Below are 20,433 nucleotides of genomic sequence, written 5' to 3' on the forward strand. Positions count from 1 at the left end.
CGCTGGCGACGTTGGTCACGTCGACGGCATACGCCTTCTTTCGGGCACCCGCTGCGCGAGGATGAAGACGTGCGGACGGCGACGATCGACGAGCTCACCCAGCGGCTGCGGACACTTCCCGAGAACCCTCGTGTCGTCGTCAGCGGGAACATGGCGGTGCCGTGGGAGGCGGTGCGGGCACTCGACGAGGCACAGCCCACCTACGTGCTGCACGCCCTGAACGCGCCCGCGGGCCTGCCCACGCGCGAGGGCGTGACCGTCGAGACGTGCTTCGTCGGTCCGGGTATGCGACGGCACCCGCGCCTGCGCTACGTGCCGTCCCGTCTCTCGCTCGTTCCGCTGCTCTTCGGCCGCGCCCTGCCGCCCGACGCCGTGCTGCTGCACTGCGCGCCACCGCGGCACGGCCAGGTGAGCATGGGCCTGGAGGTCAACGTGCTGCCGGCCGCGCTCGAGGCGTGCCGCGCCCGAGGCGGGCTCGTCGTGGCCGTCGTCAACCCGCAGATGCCCTACACGTTCGGTGACGCGGAGGTGCCGCTGGAGCACATCGACCTCATGATCGAGGTCGACTCCGCCCTGGCGTCGCTCGCCGCGGCGCCGCCGGACCCCGAGAGCCGGGTCATCGGTGAGCGCGTCGCGGCCATGGTCAAGGACGGCGCGACGATGCAGCTCGGCATCGGCGCCGTGCCCGACGCCACCCTGGCCGGTCTGACGTCGCGCCGCGGCCTGCGCATGTGGACCGAGATGTTCTCCGACGGCGTGCTCGCCCTCGACGAGGCGGGCGCGCTCGATCCCGACCACCCGCTCGTCACCTCGTTCAGCTTCGGCTCGACCGACCTCTACGCCTGGCTCGACGGCAACCCGCGCGTCCGGATGATGCGCACCGAGAAGACGAACGACCCCGGCCTCATCGCCTCGCAACGGCAGATGACGTCGGTCAACACGGCGCTCGAGGTCGACCTCTTCGGCCAGGCCAACGCCTCGCGGATCAGCGCCCGCATCCACTCGGGGTTCGGCGGACAGACCGACTTCATCGTCGGGGCCCTGCACTCCCCGGGTGGCCAGTCGTTCATCGCGCTGCGCTCGTGGCACCCCAAGGCCGACGTGTCGACGATCGTGCCGTTGCTGTCCGAGCCGGTGACGAGCTTCCAGCAGAGCGCCATCGTCACCGAGCACGGCGTCGCGCCCCTCTGGGGTCGCAGCGAGAAGGACCAGTGCCGCGACATCATCGAGGAGTGCGCGCACCCCCGCGTCCGGGACGACCTGTGGGAGGAGGCCCACGCCCTCGGCCTCGCCTGACCGAGGGCGGATGCCGCTCGGCTCGTAGGGTGACCGCATGCGCTCCTCCTCGCCTGCCCCGTCGTCGCAGCACCGTCCGGTCGCCGTCATCACGGGCGGGACGCGGGGCATCGGCCTCGCCATCGCCCGGGACCTGGCTCCGACCCACCACCTCGTGGTCGGCGGTCGCAACGCGGACTCCGTCGCCGAGGTGGTCGCCTCGCTGCCGTCGGCACAGGGGCTCGTGGCCGACCTCGCCGACTGCACACCGGGCGGATCGCTGACAACCGCCCTCGACAGCCTCGTGCCACACCTGGATCGGGTCGACGTCCTCGTGCACTCCGCCGGCGTCCTGCGCAACGGCACCGTCGCAGAGTCGCCCGTGCAGGACTGGGCCGACTCGATGACGGTCAACGTCGTCGCCGTCGCAGCCGTCACGCGGGCCCTGCTCCCCGCCCTGCGCACGGCCCACGGCCTCGTCATCACGGTCAACTCCGGATCGGGGCTGACGGCGAGCCCGGCCTCCGGTGCCTACTGCGCCTCGAAGTTCGCCCTCCGCGCGTTCAGCGACTCGCTGCGGCAGGAGGAGCGCGAGCACGGTGTGCGTGTGACGTCGCTGCACCCGGGACGCGTCGACACGGACATGCAGCGCGAGCTCGTCGAGTTCGAGGGCGCGGACTACGACGCCGGCGCCTACCTCGACGTCGCCTCGGTCGTGCGGGCAGCCCGCCTGGCCATCGACGCCGGCCCCGACGCGAGTGTCGACATGGTCTCGGTGCGGCCCCGCGGCTGGCGCCCCGCCACAGCCTGATCCCACCCCAGCACCCGCAACACACCCGGTAACGGTCAGCGCACCGGGGTTGCAACCGGCGCGCGTTGACCGCTACCGGGTGTGTTGCCGGGGGTGGTGTTGCTCAGATGCGGCTGGCTCCCCGCGTCGGCACGAGCGCGAGGCGGGCGAAGGCGAGCGCCTCGGCGAGGTCGACCTCTCGCTGCGTGCGCGCGACCTTGCGGGTCGAGACCTCGACGACCACCTCCCCGTCCCACCGGCTGTCGGCCAGGTGCTCGAGCACCGCGGCGCACGGCTGGGCACCGCGGCCCGGGACGAGGTGCTCGTCGAGGAACGACCCGAGACCGTCGGCCAGGTGCAGGTGCGCGAGCCGGTCACCGAGACCCTGCGCCATCGCCAGCGCGTCGGAGCCGGCGGTCGCCGTGTGCGACAGGTCCAGGGTCACGTTGTCGTAGGGCTGGTCCACGGGGTCCCAGTGCGGGAGGTAGGCCATGACGTCACGGCGCGCGGTGCGCCAGGGGTACATGTTCTCGACGGCGAGACGGATCCCGGACTCGTGCTCGCGCCGCGCCACCCCGTCGACGAACCCCGCGGCATACTCCCGCTGCCAGCGGAAGGGCGGGTGCAGCACGACGGTGCCGGCCCCGACCTCCAGGGCGAGGTCGATGGAGCGGTCGACCTTGCCCCAGGGGTCGGTGCCCCAGACGCGCTGCGTGAGCAGCAGGGTCGGGGCGTGCACCGAGACGATCGGCAGCGCGTGCAGCTCGGACAGCGCCCGCAGCGCTCCCGCCTCGCGCGTCACGGGGTCGGTCCAGACCATGACCTCGATCGCGTCGTAGCCGAGCCGCGCCGCCGTCGCGAAGGCGGTCGCCGCGTTGTCGGGGTAGAGCGAGGCGGTCGACAGGCCGACCCGGATCGTCATGCGGCCATTGTGCGCCACCCCGCCGAGGCGGCTCGGGCCGGTCCACGCCGGGCGTCAGGACCCGGACGTCAGGAGGTGAGGTGGTCGAGGCGCCGGAGGATGAGACCCTCGCGGAGGGCCCACGGGCAGATGTCGAGCTGCTCGACCTGGAGCAGGTCGAGGGCCGCCTCGGCGACCAGCGCGCCGGCATACAGCTGCCGGGCCCGCCCCTCGGAGACGCCGGGCAGCTGGGAGCGCGCGGCCGCGTCGAGTCGCCCGACGCGCGCGACGATCTGGCGGAGGTCGTCCCGCGAGAGGGTGCGCGGCACGAACGGGCCCTCTGCCCGCGGAGCGGCCCCGGCGATCCGCGCGAGCGAGCGCATCGTCTTGGACGTGCCGACGGCGCGGTCCGGCGAGCCGGACGCCAGGAGGGGGCGCACGTGCTGCGCCAGGGTGGTGCGCACGTGCGCCCGCAGCTCACGGGACGCCGCCTCGGTCGGCGGGTCGTCGTGCAGGCGCTCGCGGGTCAGCCGCCCGGCGCCCAGCGGCAGGCTGAGGGCGACGTCGGGCTCCTCGTCGAGACCGGTGGCGAGCTCGAGGGACCCGCCGCCGATGTCGACGACGAGGAGCCGGCCGCTCGACCACCCGAACCAGCGCCGCACGGCGAGGAAGGTCATCCGGGCCTCGTCCGAGCCGCTCAGGGCCTCGAGCTCGACACCCGTCTCGGTCCGCACGCGCGCGATGACGGCGTCACCGTTGGGCGACTCGCGCAACGCCGAGGTCGCGAAGGCGAAGAGGTCGCCGACGCCCTGGTCCTCCGCGACCCCGAGGCACTCGCGGATGAAGCCGACGAGGCGGTCGGCGGTCTCGTCGCTGACCCGACCGTCGGCTTGGAGGCTCTCCGACAGGCGCAGCTCGGTCTTGTGCGAGAAGGCCGGCAGCGGCTGCGCGCCGGCGTGGGCGTCGACGACGAGGAGGTGGACCGTGTTGGACCCGATGTCGATGACGCCCAGGCGCATGCCCCAACCCTAGTGCCGCGTTCCCGGTCGCCCGGGGACGCCCGGGCTCAGACGAGGGCGTATGCCGTCAGGCGGAGCGGCGGCTCAGCGTGAGCGACGCGAGGGCCAGGGCTCCGGCGATGAAGGCCGCGACGATGCCGAGGTCGCCCAGGACCGCGGTGACGGGGTCGGCGTTGGCGGCGATCTCCTTCATCGCGTCGACGGCGTAGGACAGCGGCAGGAGGTTGCTGACCCACTCGAGCACGGTCGGCAGCTGGTCCCGGGGGACGAGCAGGCCGCACAGCAGGAACTGCGGCAGGAGGAAGGCCGGCATGAACTGCACCGCCTGGAACTCGGTCCGCGCGAAGCCGCTCGCGAGCAGACCGAGTGCCGTGCCGAGGACGGCGTCGAAGACGGCGACGACGACGAGCAGCCACAGCGGTCCGGCGACGTCCAGACCGCACACCCACACGGCGAATCCCGTTGCGATCAGGGCCTGCACGGCTGAGAGCGCTCCGAAGGCGGCGGCATACCCCATCATGAAGTCGCCCTTGCCCATCGGCGTCGTGAGGAGGCGCTCGAGCGTGCCGGTCTGGCGCTCGCGCAGGGTCGCGACGGAGGTCACGATGAACATGACGATCATCGGGAAGACGCCGAGCAGGGCCGGCCCGATGGCGTTGAAGACGTGGGTGCCGTTGTAGATCCAGGCGAGCAGGCCGAGGAGCACGCAGGGCACGACGATGATGAGGGCGATGGTGCGGCGGTCGGTGCGCACCTGGCGCAGCACGCGGCCCGAGGTGGCGACGGTGAGCCCGGCGTTCATGACGCCCGCCTCTCCCCGGCCCGGGCGGTCTCGGCGTCGATGAGGGCGAGGAAGGCGGCATCGGCGTCGACGGCGCCGGTCTGCTGGAGCAGCTCGGCCGGGGTGACGTCGGCGAGGACGCGGCCCTCGCGGAGCAGCACGAGCCGGTCGCAGCGGGTGGCCTCGTCCATTACGTGACTCGACACGACGAGCGAGTGCCCGCGGTCGGCGAGGTGGCGGAAGAAGTCCCAGAAGTCTCGTCGCAGCACCGGGTCGAGGCCGACGGTGGGCTCGTCGAGGACGAGCAGGCTCGGCCGTCCGACGAGGGCGGCGGCGAGGGACACCCGGGACTCCTGCCCGCCCGACAGGTCCTGGACGAGCTGATCGGCATACGAGACGAGGTCGACCTCGGCGAGCGTGCGGTCGACGGCCTCGCTCAGCTCGGCGCCGCGCAGGCCGATGGCGCGGCCGAAGTAGACGACGTTGTCGCGCACGCTGAGGTCGGCGTAGACGCTGGGGCTCTGCGTGACGTAGCCGACGCGGTCACGCAGCACGGGCGACCCCGCCGGGTGACCGAGCACCGTGACGGTGCCGGACTCGATGATCTGCACCCCCACGATGCATCGCATGAGCGTGGACTTGCCCGAGCCGGAGGGGCCGAGCAGCCCGATGACCTGCCCACCGGGGATCTCGAGGTCGAGCCCCGGGATGACCCGGCGCTTCCCGCGCACCACCTGGAGGCCGCTCACGGCGACCGCAGGACCCGTGTTATTCATCATGCGATGAAATCTACCCCCCTCCGGGGGACCTGTCCACGAGATGCAGCTGGAGCACGGGGCCGATCCGTTCGACGAGCTCGTCGCGAGTCGCGTCCGCCACCGCCGGCAGCCGGATGACGTAGCGCGCGACGATGAGCCCGATCATCTGCGTGGCCGCCAGCGCACCGCGCAGCTGCGGGTCCGGGACCCCCGTGCTGGCCGCGATCCGCCCGAACACCTCGCGACCGAGGAACTCGCGCAGCATCCGGGCTGCCTCCTCGCTCGTCATGCTCGAGCGGACGAGGGCCACGAGCGCGTCCCGGCGCTTGGGCGGCTCCCACACCGTCAGGAAGGTCTCGACGATGCGCCAGCCGAGGCGGTCGACGTCGCCCGCGGTGATGTGCTCGATGAGCTCCGCGGGGTTCACCGGCACGTCGAGGGTCTCCGCGAAGAGCGCGGCCTTGCCCTCGAAGTAGTGGTGCACCAGAGCCGGGTCCACCCCGGCCTCCCGGGCGATGCCACGCACGCTCGCCTTGTCGTAGCCCTTGGCCGCGAAGGACTTCCGTGCGGCCTCGACGATCGCGGCACGGGTGTCCACCCCGCCGGGGCGTCGACCGCGGCCCTTCGCGGTCACGCCCTCCTGTGCGCTCGAGGTCATGGGCTCACGCTAGCGCCATCCGTGGGGGTCTCGTCGCGCCGTCACCCGCGCACACACGGGCGCACACGGCATACGCAGGCATTTCAACCTCGCGACCCGGCGTCCACGACGTGGCCCTCGCCTGGCGCGGTCCGAATGTCGGCGGCATAGGGTGAGCCGGTGGCTGAAGCACCTCTGGACCTCCCCCGCGTCTGGGTCGAGTTCACCGACCCCGCCGACCCGAACCAGCGCTACCGGTGCGACCTGACGTGGCTGACGAGCAGCTGGTCGTGCATCTTCGGCAGCGGCTGCCAGGGCATCTACGCCGGCCGGCCCGACGACGGCTGCTGCACGCTCGGCGCGCACTTCACCGAGAAGGACGACTGGAAGCGCGTCGAGAAGGCCGTCGAGGAGCTCGGTGAGGACGAGTGGCAGTACCACCCCGTCGGCCGCGCCACCGGCAGCAAGGACGACTGGACCGAGAAGGAGGACGGCGCCCGCAAGACGAAGGTCGTCGACGGCGCGTGCATCTTCCTCAACCGGCCCGGCTTCCCCGCCGGCGCCGGCTGCGCCCTGCACCAGCACGCCGTCCTGACCGGGGTCGAGCCGCACACGCTCAAGCCCGACGTCTGCTGGCAGCTGCCGATCCGGCGCACCTTCCGCACGGTCGAGCTGCCCGACGACACGAGCTACCTCGAGGTGACGATCACCGAGTACGACCGCCGCGGCTGGGGTCCGGGCGGCCACGATCTCGACTGGTACTGCTCGGGCAACTCCGAGGCGCACGTGGGCCGCGAACCGGTCTACCGCTCCAACGCCCCCGAGCTCACCGAGCTCATGGGACCGCTGGCCTACGCCGAGCTGGCGATCCGCGCCGAGGCGCACCTCGCCCAGGTCAAGGCCGTCCGAGCCCGCGGCGTGCGCAAGCTGTTGCCCCTGCTCGTGCACCCGGCCACCCTCGAGGCGCAGAGGACGAAGTGACGTCGCGATGAGCGAGATCATCCCCTCCCCCAACATCTGGGAGACGCCCGACGTCTACGAGATCGAGAACCGCGGCGTCGACCGCGCACACGTCATCGAGGACGCCATGCGCTCGGTGCTCGAATGGTCTGGGCTCGACGTCGTCGACATCGGGTGCGGCACCGGCTACCACCTGCCGTACTTCGCCCGCGACGCCCGCTCGGTCGTCGGCGTCGAGCCGCACCCACCGCTGGCCACCCTTGCGGCGCAACGCATCTCGGGTATGCCGTCAGTCTCGGTCCGCGAGGAGGGTGCGGCCGCGCTCGGGGTGCCCGACGGCTCGTTCGACGTGGCGCACGCTCGGTGGGCGTACTTCTTCGGGCCGGGCTGCGAGCCGGGCCTGGCCGAGCTGGAACGGGTCGTGCGGCCGGGCGGCGCGGCCTTCGTGCTCGACAACGACGCGACGCGCTCGACCTTCGGCCGGTGGTTCCGGCGTGCCTTGCCGACCTACGACCCGCGGGCCGTCGAACGCTTCTGGGAGCGGCAGGGCTGGTCGCGCGAGCGGCTCGACATCCGCTGGGACTTCGACTCGCGCGAGGACTTCGAGGCCGTCGTCGGCATCGAGTTCGCACCCGAGCACGCCGACCTCATCCTCGCCGAGCACCCCGACGCCACGGGCGTCGACTACGCCGTCAACCTCTGGTACCGCCACTTCTGACCCACCCTCCCCCTCTTTCCACCGTCGAGAGGCCACGTTCGGCCGCCTCCGACCGGTCGAGAGGCCACGTTCGGTCCTGGTCCACAGGCGGTCGAGGTGACCACACGTGGCCTTTCGACCGTTACCTGGCGGCCACACATGGCCTCTCGACGAGTGGGAGGCGGCCAGACGTGGCCTTTCGACGGTTGCGTGGCGGCCACACGTGGCCTTTCGACGGTTTCAGTCGGTGAGGTCGAGGGCGATGTCGACGATGGGCGAGCTGTGCGTCAGGCCACCGACCGACACGAAGTCGACCCCGATCGCGGCATAGTCGCCGACGACCTCGAGGGTGAGCCCGCCAGTCGCCTCGATCTCGACGGGTTCACCTGCGGCGCGGAGCAGCTCGACCGTCTCACGCAGCACGTCGACCGACATGTTGTCGCACATGATGAAGCGCGCCCCCGCGTCGTAGGCCTCCTGCGCCTCGGCCGGCGTCGTCACCTCGACCTGCACGTCGACGTGCGGGAAGCGCTCGCGCACGAGGCCGTATGCCGCCGCCACCGAGCCGGCTGCGAGCTTGTGGTTGTCCTTGATCATCGCGACGTCGTAGAGGCCCATGCGCTTGTTGGTGCCACCACCGCACCGCACGGCGTACTTCTCGAGCCAGCGCATGCCGGGCGTGGTCTTGCGGGTGTCGAGGACCATGGTCGAGGTGCCGCCGAGCGCGTCGGCCCAGCGCCGCGTGTGCGTGGCCACGCCCGAGAGCCGGCTCATGATGTTGAGAATCGTGCGCTCGGCGACGAGGATGACCTGGGTCGGGCCGGTGAGCCGTGCGATGACGTCACCCCTCTCGAGCCGGGCACCGTCGTCGTTGACGACCTCGACCGACGGCACCTCTCCCCCGACCTTCCCGGCGACCGCGGCGAGCACGAGAGCGATGACCGGAACGCCGGCGACGACACCCGGGGCGCGGGCGACGATCTCGGCGGTGCGCGTCTGGTCAGCCGGGATCGTGGCCAGGGTCGTCACGTCGACGCCGTCTGGACCGAGGTCCTCTCGCAAGGCCACGTCGACGAGCGCCGTCGCCCACTCGTGCGGGAAGCCGCTCAGTCCGTCGGTGGTCACCGGTGTCCTCTCAGCCGTGAGTAGTCTTCTGCCGCAGTCGTGCCCGAGGCCTGGTGGTCGAGGTCGAGGCCGTCGAGGTTCGAGCGTGGCACAGGCACCACACGGGCCTCGAGAACCCCGGCATCGGAGCGCTGCAGGTGCACATGGTGCAGGAAGTTCTCGTCGTCGCGCGACGGGAAGTCCTCGCGCACGTGACCGCCACGGGTCTCGTCCCGGAGGGCCGCGGCATACGTCAGGGCGCGGCCGAGGTGGAGCAGGTTGGTTGCCTCCCAGCTCTTGGGTCCACCCTGCTTGTCGGCGTCGTCGGTCACCGCACGAGCCGCGAGCGCGGCGAGGGTCTCCTGCGTCGCGGCGAGCGAGCCTGCCGAGCGGACCGTCCCTGACCCCGCGGTCATGGCGCGCTGCACGTCCAGTCGGCGCTTCCCGCGGATCAGCTCCGGGGTTCCGACGGGTGCGGCGGGCGTCGTCTCGGGGAGCTCACCCGCACCGAGACGGGTCGTGAGGTCGTCGGCGATGCGGCGCGCGAAGACGAGCCCCTCGAGAAGCGAGTTGCTGGCAAGACGGTTGGCCCCGTGCACGCCGGTGCACGACGTCTCGCCGCACGCGTAGAGACCCTCGAGCGAGGACCGTCCGCGCAGGTCGGTGCGCACCCCTCCGCTGGCGTAGTGCTGCGCCGGTGCGACCGGCAGCAGCTGCGTCGCGGGGTCGAACCCGAGCTCGCGACAGCGGGAGACGATCGACGGGAAGCGCTGCTCGAGGAACTCGGCGCCGAGGTCACGGCAGTCGAGGTAGACGTGGTCGGTGCCCGTCTCGCGCATCCGGGCGATGATCGCGCGGGCGACGACGTCACGGGGCGCGAGGTCGGCGAGGGGGTGCTGACCCTGCATGAACCGCTCGCCGGCCTCGTCGACGAGGAAGGCACCCTCGCCCCGGACCGCCTCGGAGATGAGGGGCTGCTGGCCGCGCGAGCCCTCGCCGAGCCACAGCACGGTGGGGTGGAACTGCACGAACTCGAGGTCGGCGAGCACGGCGCCGGCCCGCAGCGCGGCGGCCATGCCATCGCCCGTCGCCACCGACGGGTTCGTCGTCGAGGCGTAGATCTGGCCGAGCCCACCGGTTGCGAGCACGACGGCGCGGGCGTGGGCGGCACCGACACCGTCGACCTGGCCCTCGCCGATGACGTGGAGCGTGACGCCGCAGACCCGCTGGTCCGCATCGGTGAGCAGGTCGACGACCAGCGCGTGCTCGATGACCTCGATGCCCGGGTCGTCGCGCACGCGGTCGAGCGCCGCGATGAGGGCGCGGCTGATCTCTCGTCCCGTCGCGTCGCCACCGGCGTGCAGGATGCGGTCGCGGTGGTGTCCGCCCTCGCGGGTCAGCGACAGCCCACCTGTGTCGCCACGGTCGAACTCCGCCCCGAGCGCGATGAGGTCCCAGACGGCGTCCGTGCCCTCCCGCACGAGAGTCTCGACGGCGTCGACGTCACAGAGGCCGACGCCCGCGACGAGCGTGTCGTGGATGTGCTCGGCGGGGCTGTCCTCCGGCGACATGACGGCGGCGATCCCGCCCTGTGCCCAGGCCGTCGACCCCTCGTCGAGCACCGTCTTCGTCACGAGCAGGACGCGGTCGACGCGTCGGCGCAGGCGCAGCGCGGTCGTGAGCCCGGCGATGCCGGAGCCGACGACGATGACGTCAGCCGTGGTCGTCCAGCCGGGCGCAGGCGCACGCAGCCGCCGGGGGACGGTCACGTCGGGGAGCCCGCTCTGCGGCATACGGCTGGCCTCTCAGTCCTGGGTCTGGTGCTGGGTCTCGTGCTGGTACTCGTGCTGGTACTCGTGGTGGCGCCCGGTCACGGCCGAGGTCATCAGGCCGAATCCGTCCGGCACGTCCCCTGCATCGTGCCCCACCTCGACGACGTGGTTGCGCTCGTCCACGAAGACGACGTGCGGCTCGAACGTACGCGCCTCGGCATCGTCCATCGCGGCATAGGCGATGATGATGACCGTGTCGCCCGGCGAGATGAGCCGTGCGGCGGCGCCGTTGATGCAGACGATCCCCGTGCCCCGCTCGCCCTCGATCGCGTACGTCGTCAGGCGGTTGCCGTTGTCGACGTCGACGACGTCGACCTGCTGGCCCGGCCACAGATCGGCCGCGTCGAGCAGGTCGCGGTCGATCGTCAGCGAACCGACGTAGTGCAGGTCGGCCTGCGTCACCGTCGCACGGTGGATCTTCGAGTGGAGCATGAAACGCTGCACGATGGGCTTCCTCGGGGGCTGTCGACGGCGAGCGCCGTTGTGGGAGAGCGGGACTCAGACCCCTCAGGTCTGCGTGAAGGTCTCGAGCGCCCCGCCGCCGGGGCCGACGAGGACCGGCAGGTTGTCGATGAGGCGGGTCGTGCCGACCCGACCGGCCACGGCCAGCAGCGCTTCGCCGCGATACCACTCCGGCACGTCCTCGAGGGTGTCCGGATGGACGAGCACGAGGTAGTCGATGAGCGCGAGCGGCTCGCGCACGAGGACGGACCGCGCGGCGCGACGGACCGCCGACGGGCCCTCGGGCGCCGCTGCCGCGCCGGCGCGCAGGGCGGCCGAGAGGCACAGGGCCGTCTCGCGGTCGGACGCCGTGAGGTAGGTGTTGCGGCTCGACATCGCGAGGCCGTCGGACTCGCGCACGGTCGGCACCGCCACGACACGCACCGGGAAGTCGAGGTCGCGACACATCCGGCGGATGAGCAGCAGCTGCTGGGCGTCCTTCTGCCCGAAGTAGGCCGCGCTGCACCGCGTCAGGTGCATGAGCTTGCCGACGACCGTGAGCATGCCGTCGAAGTGCCCGGGCCGGGCCTGGCCCTCGAGGACGTCGCCGAGCGGACCTGCGGAGACGCGCACCCCCGGGTCGCCCTCGGGGTAGACGACGTCGGGGGTCGGCGCGAAGACGAGGTCGACACCAGCGGCTGTGCAGATCTCGAGGTCGGCATCGAAGGTGCGCGGGTAGCGCGAGAGGTCCTCCTTGGGCCCGAACTGGAGCGGGTTGAGGAAGATCGTCACGACCACGTGGCGGTGCGCCTGGCGCGCCTGGTGGATCAGCGTCGCGTGTCCCTCGTGCAGGGCACCCATGGTCATGACGACGGCGATGTCGCCGTCGTCCAGCGCAGACCGGGCCTCGTGCAGCTCCTCACGGGTGCGGGCGACGACGGGGGCGATGGGCGGCGACGCGGGTGGCGCGGTGGTGTCGGTCACGGTTGGTCCTCCTCGTGCGCGAGCAGCTCGAGCAGCGGGTCGGCGTCGGAGGCGCGGAGGCGTCCGCTCAGCAGGGCACGCTGCGCCGTCGCGCGGGCCAGAGCCAGGTAGGTCGGGCGGATGTCCGGGGCCACCTTGCGCAGCATCGCGACGTGCTCGGCAACGGTACCGGCATCGCCGCGCGCCACCGGACCGGTGAGGGCTGCGTCACCTCGCTGGAGCGTGTTGGACAGGGCGGCCGTGAGCAGTGGCTCGAGGACACGTGCGGGGTCCTCGACCCCCGCGTCGACGAGCAGCTGCATCGACTGGGCGACCAGGGTGACGAGGTGGTTCGAGCCGTGGGCCAGGGCGGCGTGGTAGGTGACGCGGTCCTCCTCCGCGACCCAGACCGGGTCGCCGCCCATCTCGATCACGAGCGCCTCGCCGAGGGGCCGCGCGAGATCGGGGGTCGTCACGCCGAAGCAGCAGTCGTGCAGCCGGTCGAGGTCGAGCGGCGTGCCGGTGAACGTCATGGCCGGGTGGATCGCGAGCGGCACGATGTCGCTGCCGGCCGCCGACTCGAACACCGAGATGCCGTGCGCCCCGGACGTGTGCATGACGAGCTGGCCGGGCGTGAAGGTGCCGGTCGCGCTCAGCCCCGCGATGAGGTCGGCGAGGGCGTCGTCGGGCACGGCGAGCACCACGAGGTGGGCGCCGGCGACGACCTCGGGGATCGGCTTGACCGGCACTCCCGGAAGCAGGGTGGCGGCCCGCTCGAGGCTCTCCTCGCTGACGGCCGAGACGGCGCTGACGACGTGGCCGGCACGGGCCAGAGCGGCTCCGAGGACGGCTCCGACGCGCCCGGCGCCCACGATGCCGACGTCGAAGCGCGCGGGACGCTCGTGCGGGGTGCTCACCCACGGCACGCTATCGCCTACAGTCCGGAGGCGTGGATCCCGTTCCCTGGCGCGACGCGTGGCACGAGGCGTTGTATGCCGCCGGGCGGGGTTTCTACGTCGCGCGCGGCGGTCCCGCCGCCCACTTCACGACGGCCGCACACGGTCCGACGGGACGCGTGCTCGCCGAGGCGGTGCTCGGGCTGTGGGCCGCCGAGCACGGCGCGGCGCTCCCCTCGGTCGTCGTCGACGTCGGCGCGGGCCGCGGCGAGCTCGCGACGCACCTGCTGGCCGCCCTCGAACACTCCGGGTCCAGGTATGCCGTCGCGCCCCCTCGCGACGGATCACCTCGACCCAGCGACGCCACCTCCGGGTCGAGGTATGCCGTCGCGTCCCCTCGCGACGGATCACCTCGCCCGCGGGTGGTGGCGGTGGACGTCGTCGACCGTCCGGAGGGGCTCGACCAGCACGTCGAGTGGCTCCGCTCCCCCGGCGGCGCGGGCCTCCCGCCCGAGCTCACCGACCTGCGCGACGCGCTCGTCGTCGCGCACGAGTGGCTCGACGTCGTCCCGTGCACCGTGGCCGAGGTCGACGACGACGGCACCCCCCGCGAGGTCCTCGTCGACCCCGCGTCGGGCGAGGAGTCCCTCGGTGCCATGCTCACCGACGCGGACCGTCGCTGGGCCGAGGCCCACTGGCCGACCACCAGGCCGGGCGACCGCATCGAGGTCGGCCGCGCCCGTGACGACGCGTGGTCCGACCTCGTCTCGCGCGTCGCCTCGGGCACGCTCGTCGCGGTGGACTACGGCCACACGGCGACGACGCGTCCCCTCGGTGGGACGCTCACGGCATACGTCGGCGGTCAGCTGACCCCACCGGTGCCCGACGGGTCGTGCGACCTCACGGCCCACGTCGCGATGGACACGCTCGACGCGGACGTCGTGCGCACCCAGCGAGGGGCGCTGCAGGCCCTGGGGCTGACGGGCGCCACCCCGCCGCACGCGCTCGCGAGCGCCGACCCGCTCGCCTACCTCGCGGCGCTCGAGCGGGCCGGCGCCGAGGCGGGGCTGCTCGACCGGGACGGCTTCGGCGGCTTCTGGTGGGCCGTCAAGCGCGTTCCGGGCACGACGTAACCTGAAGAGCATGCGTCGTCTCGCCTCGGCACTGCTGGCCCTCGGGCTGCTCGTCATGGTCCCCGCGGCGGCCTTCGCCCACGACGTGCTCGAGCGCACCAACCCGGCGGACGGCACGACCGTCACGCACCTGCCGAGCTCGGTGGTACTCACCTTCTCCGAGGCGCCCCTCACGATCGGCGCGCAGGTCGTCGTCACCGGTCCCTCAGGACCCGTGTCGTCCGGCGCCCCGACGATCAAGGGCCGCGACGTCTCCCAGGCCATCGAAGCCACGGCCCCGGGCGGGGACTACACGGTGTCCTACCGCGTCACGTCCGACGACGGTCACCCCGTGACGGGCACCTTCTCGTTCCACGCGACGACCGGGCTCGACGGCTCGACGGCGACCGCGGGGGCCACGGTGCACGTCAAGCCGGTCACCGCCACCGACGACCAGGGCTCACTCCTCGTGCCGATCCTGCTCACGATCGTGGGCACGGTCGTGCTGCTCGGGGTGGGTGGCTTCCTCGTGCTGCGCGGCCGCACGGCCGACCGGTCATGACGCCCCGGGCGGTCAGTCGGGCTCCGGGACCGAGTCCGTCGCCGGCAGCGGCTGGTTGAGGAACCAGCGGTGGCCGAACGGGTCGTGGAAGACCGCGAGCCGGCCGATCGGCGGGTTGTCCTCGGGACCGCGGTCGAGCGTCGCGCCGCCCGCCTGCGCCCGGCGGCAGCGCTCGTCGATGTCGGACACCGTGAGGTGCAGCGTCACGGCGTTGCCGCGCCCGGGGTCCGGGGCTGCCACACCTGCCTCGTCGAACGCGTCGGACATCATCCAGCTCGCTCCGTCGACGTCCAGCTCGCAGTGGCCGACGCGCCCGTCGTCCATGACGATCGGGTCGACGGTCAGCTCGGCGCCGAGGTGCTCGCGGTACCACTCGATCGCGCTGCGTGAGTCGGCCACGCAGATGTAGGGCGTGAGCTCACTCATGCCGTCCGCCTCTCACTCGCTCGATGCGGCGACCCGGCCACGGGCACGCCCTGCCTGCCCTTCACGACGGGCGACGACGAGCCGCTCGTAGCCGCGCAGCACGAACGTCGGCCTGCGTGAGGCGTCGACGACCTCGACCGGTCCGAGTCGTTCGAGCAGTGCCCGGGTCGAGATCTGCAGCTCCATCCGGGCCAGCGGCGCCCCCAGGCAGAAATGGATGCCGGCACCGAAGGCGAGGTGCGGGTTCGGGTCGCGGTCCGCCACGAAGCGGTCGGGCTCGGCGAAGACGGCAGGGTCGCGATTGGCGGCGCCGAGCAGGGCGGCGACCTTCTCACCGCGGCGGACCGTGACGCCGTGGAGCTCGACGTCCGCCGTCGCGGTGCGCTCGAAGAGGTGGAGCGGTGAGTCGTGCCGCAGCATCTCCTCGACGACCCGGTCGACGGCGGCCGGCTCGTCCAACGCCGCCACCACGGCCTCGAGCTGGGCGGGGTCCGCCAGGAGCGAGGCGAGGCCGTTGCCGAAACCGTTGACGCTGGCCTCGTGGCCCGCGTTGAGCAGCAGGACGACCGTGGCGACGAGCTCGCGCGGCGAGAGCCGGTCGCCGCCGTCACGCTCCTGCACGAGCGAGGTGAGCAGGTCGTCCCCCGGTGCCGCGGCCCGGTCGGCGGCGAGCCGCTCGACGTAGGCCGCGAACTCCTCACAGGCGCGCTGCGCGTCCTGCTGGGCGTGCTCGTCCGGGTCGACCTCGTACATCCGGACGATGGCCTGCGACCAGTCGCGGAGCCGCTTCCAGTCCGCCGTCGGCGCGCCGAGCAGCTCGCAGATGACGAGCACCGGCAGTGGCTCCGCATAGGTGGCGATGACGTCGACCCGGCCGTCGCGCTCGAGGACGCGCTCGACCTCGTCGAGCAGGCCCGCCGCCACCTCCTCGGCCCGGGGACGCAGCCGTGCCACGTGCCCGCGGGCGAAGGCGCCCGCGACGAGCCGGCGCAGCCGCGTGTGCTTGGGCGGCTCGGAGTCGAGGATCGAGTCGGCGTGCAACCAGTCGAACGTCGTCCAGCCGTCGTCGCCGCTCGACCGCGGGCGCAGGATGCGGCCGAGTCGACGGTCACGCAGGACGTCGTTGGCGGCCGCGTGGGTCGTCGTGACATAGAGGCCCAGCCCCTCGTGCCACAGGACGGGCGCGTGGTCGCGGGCCCGGGCCAGGGCCGCGTAGGGGTCGGCGACGAAAGCGGGGTTGCGCAGGTCGAAGGTCGCGCGCGGCACGGGCGTCGGGCTCACGTGTCCACTCTGCCGCACCGGGGCCACCCGGCGGGAGGAGGGGCCACACGGCATACAGCACGGGTCTGGGCCGTAGGCTCGGACGCATGACGGACACCACCGCCGCGTCGCCGCACCAGCGTCAGGCCCTGACCGTCGGGGTCGGTGCGGGCGGCCTTGCGACGGCCGACATGGTGCTCAACATCGGCCCGCAGCACCCGGCCACGCACGGCGTGCTCCGGCTGCGCATCGTCGTCGACGGCGAGCGGATCGTCAGCGCCGAGCCGATCGTCGGCTACATGCACCGGGGCGCCGAGAAGCTCTTCGAGGTCCGCGACTACCGCCAGATCATCGTGCTCGCCAACCGGCACGACTGGCTCAGCGCCTTCTCCAACGAGCTCGGCGTCGTGCTCGGCGTCGAGCAGATGCTCGGCATGGAGGTGCCCGAACGGGCTGTCTGGGCACGCACCGCGCTCGCGGAGCTCAACCGTGTGCTCAACCACCTGATGTTCCTCGGCAGCTACCCCCTCGAGCTCGGCGCCATCACGCCGGTCTTCCACGCGTTCCGCGAGCGCGAGGAGCTCCAGGCCGTCATGGAGGAGGTGTCGGGCGGGCGCATGCACTACATGTTCAACCGCGTCGGCGGCCTCAAGGAGGACCTCCCGGCCGGGTGGATGGGCCGCGTCGACAACGCGATCGCCAACGTGCGCAAGCGACTTCCCGACCTCGAGCGCCTCATCGTGGGCAACGAGATCCTCGAGGCACGGACGCGTGGGGTGGGGATCCTGTCGCGGGCCATGGTCGAGGCCTACGGCGTCTCCGGCCCGATCGCGAGGGCCAGCGGGCTCGACGTCGACCTGCGCCGCGACGCGCCCTACCTCGCCTACGGGGAGCTCTTCGGCGACCAGGGTCCCGGCCGTGTCGTGACCCGTACGGCCGGCGACTGCCTGTCCCGCCTCGAGGTGCTGCTCGAGCAGGTCCACGTCTCGCTCGACGTCGCGCAGGCCTGCCTCGACCGGCTCGTGCAGCTGCCGCGGGGCCCGATCAACGTCAAGCTGCCCAAGGTCCTCAAGGTGCCCGAGGGCGAGATCTACAGCGCGACCGAGAACCCCCTCGGCTTCAACGGCTACTACCTCGTCTCGCGCGGCGAGAAGACGCCGTGGCGGCTCAAACTGCGCTCCGCGTCGTTCAACAACGTCTCCGTGCTCTCCGAGATGCTGCCGGGCCAGCTCATCGCCGACATGGTCGCGATCCTCGGATCGATGTTCTTCGTCGTCGGGGACATCGACAAGTGAGGGGTCGTATGCCGTCCGCCCGCCCCACGCGCGCGAGTGTCCTGCGGGCCGTGGCCGTCACGGTCATCACGGCCACCATCGCCTTCGCAGCGGCGTGCTCCGACGAGGACACGGTCGACACCATCCCGCCGCCGTGGCCGGCGCGCACCACGACCCCGGACGGGCCGCCCCGGCCGCCGTCCGTCCCGACCACGCGTGCCCCCACGTCGACGGTCACCATCGCGGGCACCACCTGACGCGGGACCCCCGAGGACCTGCGGATGGTGCTGCGTCTGGTGGTGTCATCACCCCACCGGGCGCAGCACCATGACGCACACGATGCAGCACGGCACGACGCCAGGGGATCACGCCGGGGGCTGATCCTCGTCCTCGTCGTCGCGCGGACGCAGCCGGCACCAGTTCTGCACGACCATGCCCGCGACGGCGAGCAGCAGCGCCACGACGGCGTGCAGCACGAACAGCCAGATGCGGCCGCGCTGGGACTCGACGTCGGCGTCGGGCAGCAGGACGAGCGCGTTCGCGGCATACCACCCGACGAGCACCGCCCCGGTGAGCGCCCCAGCCTGGCCGAGCACGAGCGTCCGTGCGGCGCGCAGCGGGGTGACGGCAGGGTGGGACAGTCCGTCGCGGACCTTGCGCACCTGCCAACCGGCAAGGAGCAGCCCGCCGCCGAGGAAGAGCATGGCGACCGCCCCGATCCAGCCCGGCTCGGGCACGGGGCTGCCGCCGGAGGAGAGCCAGCGCAGCGCGAGCCACGCAACCACCGTCATGCCCACGCCCACGAGCACGAGCGTCTGGACCCGGATGCCGGAGTGTGGTCTCACTGCTGCTCCCATCGGGGACCGGGGCGCACACCCGATCGGTCGAGGTCGGCCAGCAGGTCGACCACCAGGCGTATGCCGCCGTCCCCGGCGCCCACGCGCAGCGTGGCCCTGGGGTCGGCGTCGGCCCACGGCACGAGGACGAAGGCGCGCTCGTGGGCGCGCGGATGGGGCAGGAGCAGCGCGGGATCGTCGCTGACGACTTCGCGCGAGCTGCCAGGGGTCCCGAACTGGATCAGGTCGAGATCGAGCGTTCTTGCGCCCCAACGAATCTCACGGGTGCGGCCGTGCTCGGCCTCGATGGCGTGGAGCGCGGCGAGCAGGTCGGCAGGCGCCGACGTCGCGCGTCCGACGGCCACCGCGTTGAGGTAGGGCGGCTGGTCCGGACCGCCGACGGGGTCGGTCTCGACGACCTCCGACACAGCCGTCACGGTGAGGCCGGGGAGGTTGCGCAGGGCTCGCACGGCCGCCGCGAGGGTCTCTCCGCGGTCACCGAGGTTGGAGCCGAGCGCGATGGCGACGTGCGCGGCGTTGGCGCGCTCGACGCGCACCTGAACGTCGGTGAACGGGTGGCCGACCGGCGCCTCGGGCTTGTGGACGACGACCTCGACGAGCTCGACGAGGTCGTGGCGCAGCACATCGTCGGCGATGACCTCGGCGAGGCGCTCGATGAGGTCGAACGGCGGGCCCGTGATGCGGGCGACGACGTCGCCGGCCACCTCGGCGTAGTTGACCGTGGCGGCGAGGTCGTCGGTGCGACCGGCCCGCTCGAGGTCGCACGCCATGGTCACGTCGACGAGGAAGGTCTGGCCGTCGCGCTTCTCGAAGGCGAGCACGCCGTGGTTGCCGGGGGCCGAGACGCCCTGCAGCACGATGCGGTCGGTCATCGGCCGAGGCCCCCGGACGCGTCGCCGAGCTCGTCGGGGGCATCGTCGTCGGAGGCATCGTCGTCGGAGGCATCGTCGTCGGGGGCGTGCTCGAGGGCGGCCTGGACGACGGTGAGCGCGCGCACCGTCGAGGCGACGTCGTGCACGCGTACGCACCAGAGCCCCGCCATGGCCGCCATCACCGAGGTCGCGGTCGTCTCGACGTCGCGGTCCGCGGCGGGCCTCGGCGCGGCCCCCTCGTCACGACCGAGGCGACCGAGGAAGGTCTTGCGTGAGGCTCCGAGCAGGATCGGCTGGCCGAGGTCGTGCAGCGCCGGCAGGGCGGCCAGGAGGGCCCAGTTGTGGTCGGCGTTCTTCGCGAACCCGAGCCCGGGGTCGAGCACGAGGTTCTCCGCCTCGATGCCGCCGTCGAGCAACGCGTCGCGCCGCTCGGCGAGCTCACGGATGACGTCGTCGACGACGTCGTCGTAGACGGCGCGCGACTGCATGTCGGTGCTGTGCCCGCGCCAGTGCATGGCGATGAAGGGCAGCCGGTTGGCCGCGACCCAGGGCACCATCACGGGGTCGGCCAGGCCGCCTGAGACGTCGTTGACGATCGAGGCCCCCGCCTCGACCGCAGCTCGCGCGACCGAGGCCCGCATCGTGTCGACGGAGACGACCGCACCCTCGGCGGCCAGAGCGGTGACGAGCGGGACGACGCGGCGCAGCTCCTCCTCGACCGACGGGCGCTCGGCTCCGGGTCTCGTCGACTCGCCGCCCACGTCGACGATGTCGGCGCCGGCCGCGACGACGTCGCGGCCGTGCGCGATGGCGGCGTCCGGCTCGAACCACTGCCCGCCGTCGGAGAAGGAGTCGGGCGTCACGTTGACGACGCCCATGACGAGCGTGCGGTCGGTGACCGACAGGAGCGTGGTCGCGTCGGTGGCGGTCCGGTCGCGGCGGGCTGACGAAGCTGACGAGGCAGACGCAGTCATGAGCGCCATTGTGTCGCGGGTGAAGTGGTGGAGGTCCGGCCC

Annotated in this window: 23 protein-coding genes; 8 read left to right on the plus strand and 15 right to left on the minus strand. The window is 72.6% G+C overall.

All coding sequences use genetic code 11. The features are described 5' to 3' along the window. Positions 1–69: 69 nt before the first annotated feature. Both AC1DIW_RS13260 and AC1DIW_RS13265 read left to right on the plus strand, forming a co-directional pair. Positions 70–1,296 carry an acetyl-CoA hydrolase/transferase family protein gene (locus AC1DIW_RS13260; protein WP_478108689.1) on the plus strand — a complete coding sequence of 409 codons (1,227 nt, stop codon included), beginning with the start codon at positions 70–72 and terminating at the stop codon, positions 1,294–1,296. A gap of 37 nt (positions 1,297–1,333) precedes the next feature. After that, the gene (locus AC1DIW_RS13265) at positions 1,334–2,086 is read left to right on the plus strand and encodes an SDR family oxidoreductase (protein WP_442279235.1); all 753 of its coding nucleotides are present in this window, start codon (positions 1,334–1,336) and stop codon (positions 2,084–2,086) included. 103 nt (positions 2,087–2,189) lie between these two features. On the opposite strand, the gene AC1DIW_RS13270 is transcribed toward AC1DIW_RS13265, so the two are convergent. The 5 genes from AC1DIW_RS13270 to AC1DIW_RS13290 all read right to left on the minus strand — a co-directional run bounded on the left by AC1DIW_RS13270 (position 2,190) and on the right by AC1DIW_RS13290 (position 6,182). Beyond that, positions 2,190–2,987, minus strand: a complete 798-nt coding sequence (locus AC1DIW_RS13270) for a sugar phosphate isomerase/epimerase family protein (protein ID WP_478108690.1) — start codon at positions 2,985–2,987, stop codon at positions 2,190–2,192. 68 nt (positions 2,988–3,055) lie between these two features. After that, positions 3,056–3,985 carry a Ppx/GppA family phosphatase gene (locus tag AC1DIW_RS13275; protein ID WP_478108691.1) on the minus strand — a complete coding sequence of 310 codons (930 nt, stop codon included), beginning with the start codon at positions 3,983–3,985 and terminating at the stop codon, positions 3,056–3,058. A gap of 67 nt (positions 3,986–4,052) precedes the next feature. After that, entirely contained in the window at positions 4,053–4,787 is a 735-nt protein-coding gene (locus tag AC1DIW_RS13280; RefSeq protein WP_442279232.1) for an ABC transporter permease, read from the minus strand. Further along, complete coding sequence (locus AC1DIW_RS13285) at positions 4,784–5,545, minus strand: ABC transporter ATP-binding protein (RefSeq protein WP_478108693.1); 762 nt, start codon at positions 5,543–5,545, stop codon at positions 4,784–4,786. The genes AC1DIW_RS13280 and AC1DIW_RS13285 overlap by 4 nt, the downstream gene beginning before the upstream one ends. A 10-nt stretch (positions 5,546–5,555) precedes the next feature. Next, entirely contained in the window at positions 5,556–6,182 is a 627-nt protein-coding gene (locus AC1DIW_RS13290; protein WP_478108695.1) for a TetR/AcrR family transcriptional regulator, read from the minus strand. Between the two features lie 159 nt (positions 6,183–6,341). On the opposite strand from AC1DIW_RS13290, the gene AC1DIW_RS13295 reads away from it, so the two are divergent. Together AC1DIW_RS13295 and AC1DIW_RS13300 are read left to right on the plus strand one after the other, a co-directional pair. Continuing rightward, entirely contained in the window at positions 6,342–7,142 is an 801-nt protein-coding gene (locus AC1DIW_RS13295) for a DUF3109 family protein (protein WP_442279229.1), read from the plus strand. Positions 7,143–7,149: 7 nt separating this feature from the next. Further along, positions 7,150–7,839, plus strand: coding sequence for a class I SAM-dependent methyltransferase (locus tag AC1DIW_RS13300; RefSeq protein WP_478108696.1), 690 nt, complete (start codon positions 7,150–7,152; stop codon positions 7,837–7,839). A 219-nt stretch (positions 7,840–8,058) separates the two neighbouring features. Here the strand turns inward: AC1DIW_RS13300 and nadC are convergent, their stop codons facing one another. The 5 genes from nadC to AC1DIW_RS13325 all read right to left on the minus strand — a co-directional run bounded on the left by nadC (position 8,059) and on the right by AC1DIW_RS13325 (position 13,084). After that, complete coding sequence (nadC, locus tag AC1DIW_RS13305) at positions 8,059–8,943, minus strand: carboxylating nicotinate-nucleotide diphosphorylase (RefSeq protein ID WP_478108697.1); 885 nt, start codon at positions 8,941–8,943, stop codon at positions 8,059–8,061. Beyond that, positions 8,940–10,715 carry an L-aspartate oxidase gene (locus tag AC1DIW_RS13310; protein WP_478108699.1) on the minus strand — a complete coding sequence of 592 codons (1,776 nt, stop codon included), beginning with the start codon at positions 10,713–10,715 and terminating at the stop codon, positions 8,940–8,942. Before AC1DIW_RS13310 ends, nadC begins: the two co-directional genes overlap by 4 nt. Positions 10,716–10,727: 12 nt before the next feature. Continuing rightward, positions 10,728–11,198: an aspartate 1-decarboxylase gene (panD, locus tag AC1DIW_RS13315; RefSeq protein ID WP_478108700.1), complete on the minus strand. Its 471-nt coding sequence runs from the start codon at positions 11,196–11,198 to the stop codon at positions 10,728–10,730. A gap of 63 nt (positions 11,199–11,261) precedes the next feature. Next, entirely contained in the window at positions 11,262–12,179 is a 918-nt protein-coding gene (panC, locus tag AC1DIW_RS13320) for a pantoate--beta-alanine ligase (protein WP_442279224.1), read from the minus strand. After that, a complete protein-coding gene (locus AC1DIW_RS13325; RefSeq protein ID WP_442279223.1) occupies positions 12,176–13,084 on the minus strand; it encodes a Rossmann-like and DUF2520 domain-containing protein in 909 nt (302 codons plus the stop codon). Before AC1DIW_RS13325 ends, panC begins: the two co-directional genes overlap by 4 nt. A 23-nt stretch (positions 13,085–13,107) precedes the next feature. Here AC1DIW_RS13325 and AC1DIW_RS13330 point away from each other — a divergent pair, with 23 nt between their 5' ends. Continuing rightward, the gene (locus tag AC1DIW_RS13330; RefSeq protein ID WP_478108702.1) at positions 13,108–14,187 is read left to right on the plus strand and encodes an SAM-dependent methyltransferase; all 1,080 of its coding nucleotides are present in this window, start codon (positions 13,108–13,110) and stop codon (positions 14,185–14,187) included. Between the two features lie 10 nt (positions 14,188–14,197). Beyond that, entirely contained in the window at positions 14,198–14,728 is a 531-nt protein-coding gene (locus tag AC1DIW_RS13335) for a copper resistance CopC family protein (RefSeq protein ID WP_478108704.1), read from the plus strand. Between the two features lie 12 nt (positions 14,729–14,740). Here the strand turns inward: AC1DIW_RS13335 and AC1DIW_RS13340 are convergent, their stop codons facing one another. After that, on the minus strand, positions 14,741–15,154 hold the full coding sequence (locus tag AC1DIW_RS13340; protein WP_478108706.1) for a VOC family protein: 414 nt from the start codon (positions 15,152–15,154) through the stop codon (positions 14,741–14,743). Between the two features lie 12 nt (positions 15,155–15,166). Continuing rightward, entirely contained in the window at positions 15,167–16,435 is a 1,269-nt protein-coding gene (locus AC1DIW_RS13345; RefSeq protein ID WP_478108708.1) for a cytochrome P450, read from the minus strand. Positions 16,436–16,521: 86 nt separating this feature from the next. Here AC1DIW_RS13345 and AC1DIW_RS13350 point away from each other — a divergent pair, with 86 nt between their 5' ends. Beyond that, entirely contained in the window at positions 16,522–17,709 is a 1,188-nt protein-coding gene (locus AC1DIW_RS13350; RefSeq protein WP_478108710.1) for an NADH-quinone oxidoreductase subunit D, read from the plus strand. A gap of 8 nt (positions 17,710–17,717) precedes the next feature. Continuing rightward, positions 17,718–17,945, plus strand: coding sequence for a hypothetical protein (locus AC1DIW_RS13355; protein WP_478108712.1), 228 nt, complete (start codon positions 17,718–17,720; stop codon positions 17,943–17,945). Between the two features lie 108 nt (positions 17,946–18,053). Here the strand turns inward: AC1DIW_RS13355 and AC1DIW_RS13360 are convergent, their stop codons facing one another. The 3 genes from AC1DIW_RS13360 to folP are packed head-to-tail and all read right to left on the minus strand — an operon-like array spanning position 18,054 to position 20,391. After that, positions 18,054–18,533: a DUF3180 domain-containing protein gene (locus AC1DIW_RS13360; protein WP_478108713.1), complete on the minus strand. Its 480-nt coding sequence runs from the start codon at positions 18,531–18,533 to the stop codon at positions 18,054–18,056. Further along, on the minus strand, positions 18,530–19,417 hold the full coding sequence (gene folK, locus AC1DIW_RS13365; RefSeq protein WP_478108715.1) for a 2-amino-4-hydroxy-6-hydroxymethyldihydropteridine diphosphokinase: 888 nt from the start codon (positions 19,415–19,417) through the stop codon (positions 18,530–18,532). Before folK ends, AC1DIW_RS13360 begins: the two co-directional genes overlap by 4 nt. After that, on the minus strand, positions 19,414–20,391 hold the full coding sequence (gene folP / locus AC1DIW_RS13370) for a dihydropteroate synthase (RefSeq protein ID WP_478108717.1): 978 nt from the start codon (positions 20,389–20,391) through the stop codon (positions 19,414–19,416). The genes folK and folP overlap by 4 nt, the downstream gene beginning before the upstream one ends. Between the last annotated feature and the right edge of the window lie 42 nt (positions 20,392–20,433).

The organism is Terrabacter sp. 01T434, from assembly GCF_056398545.1.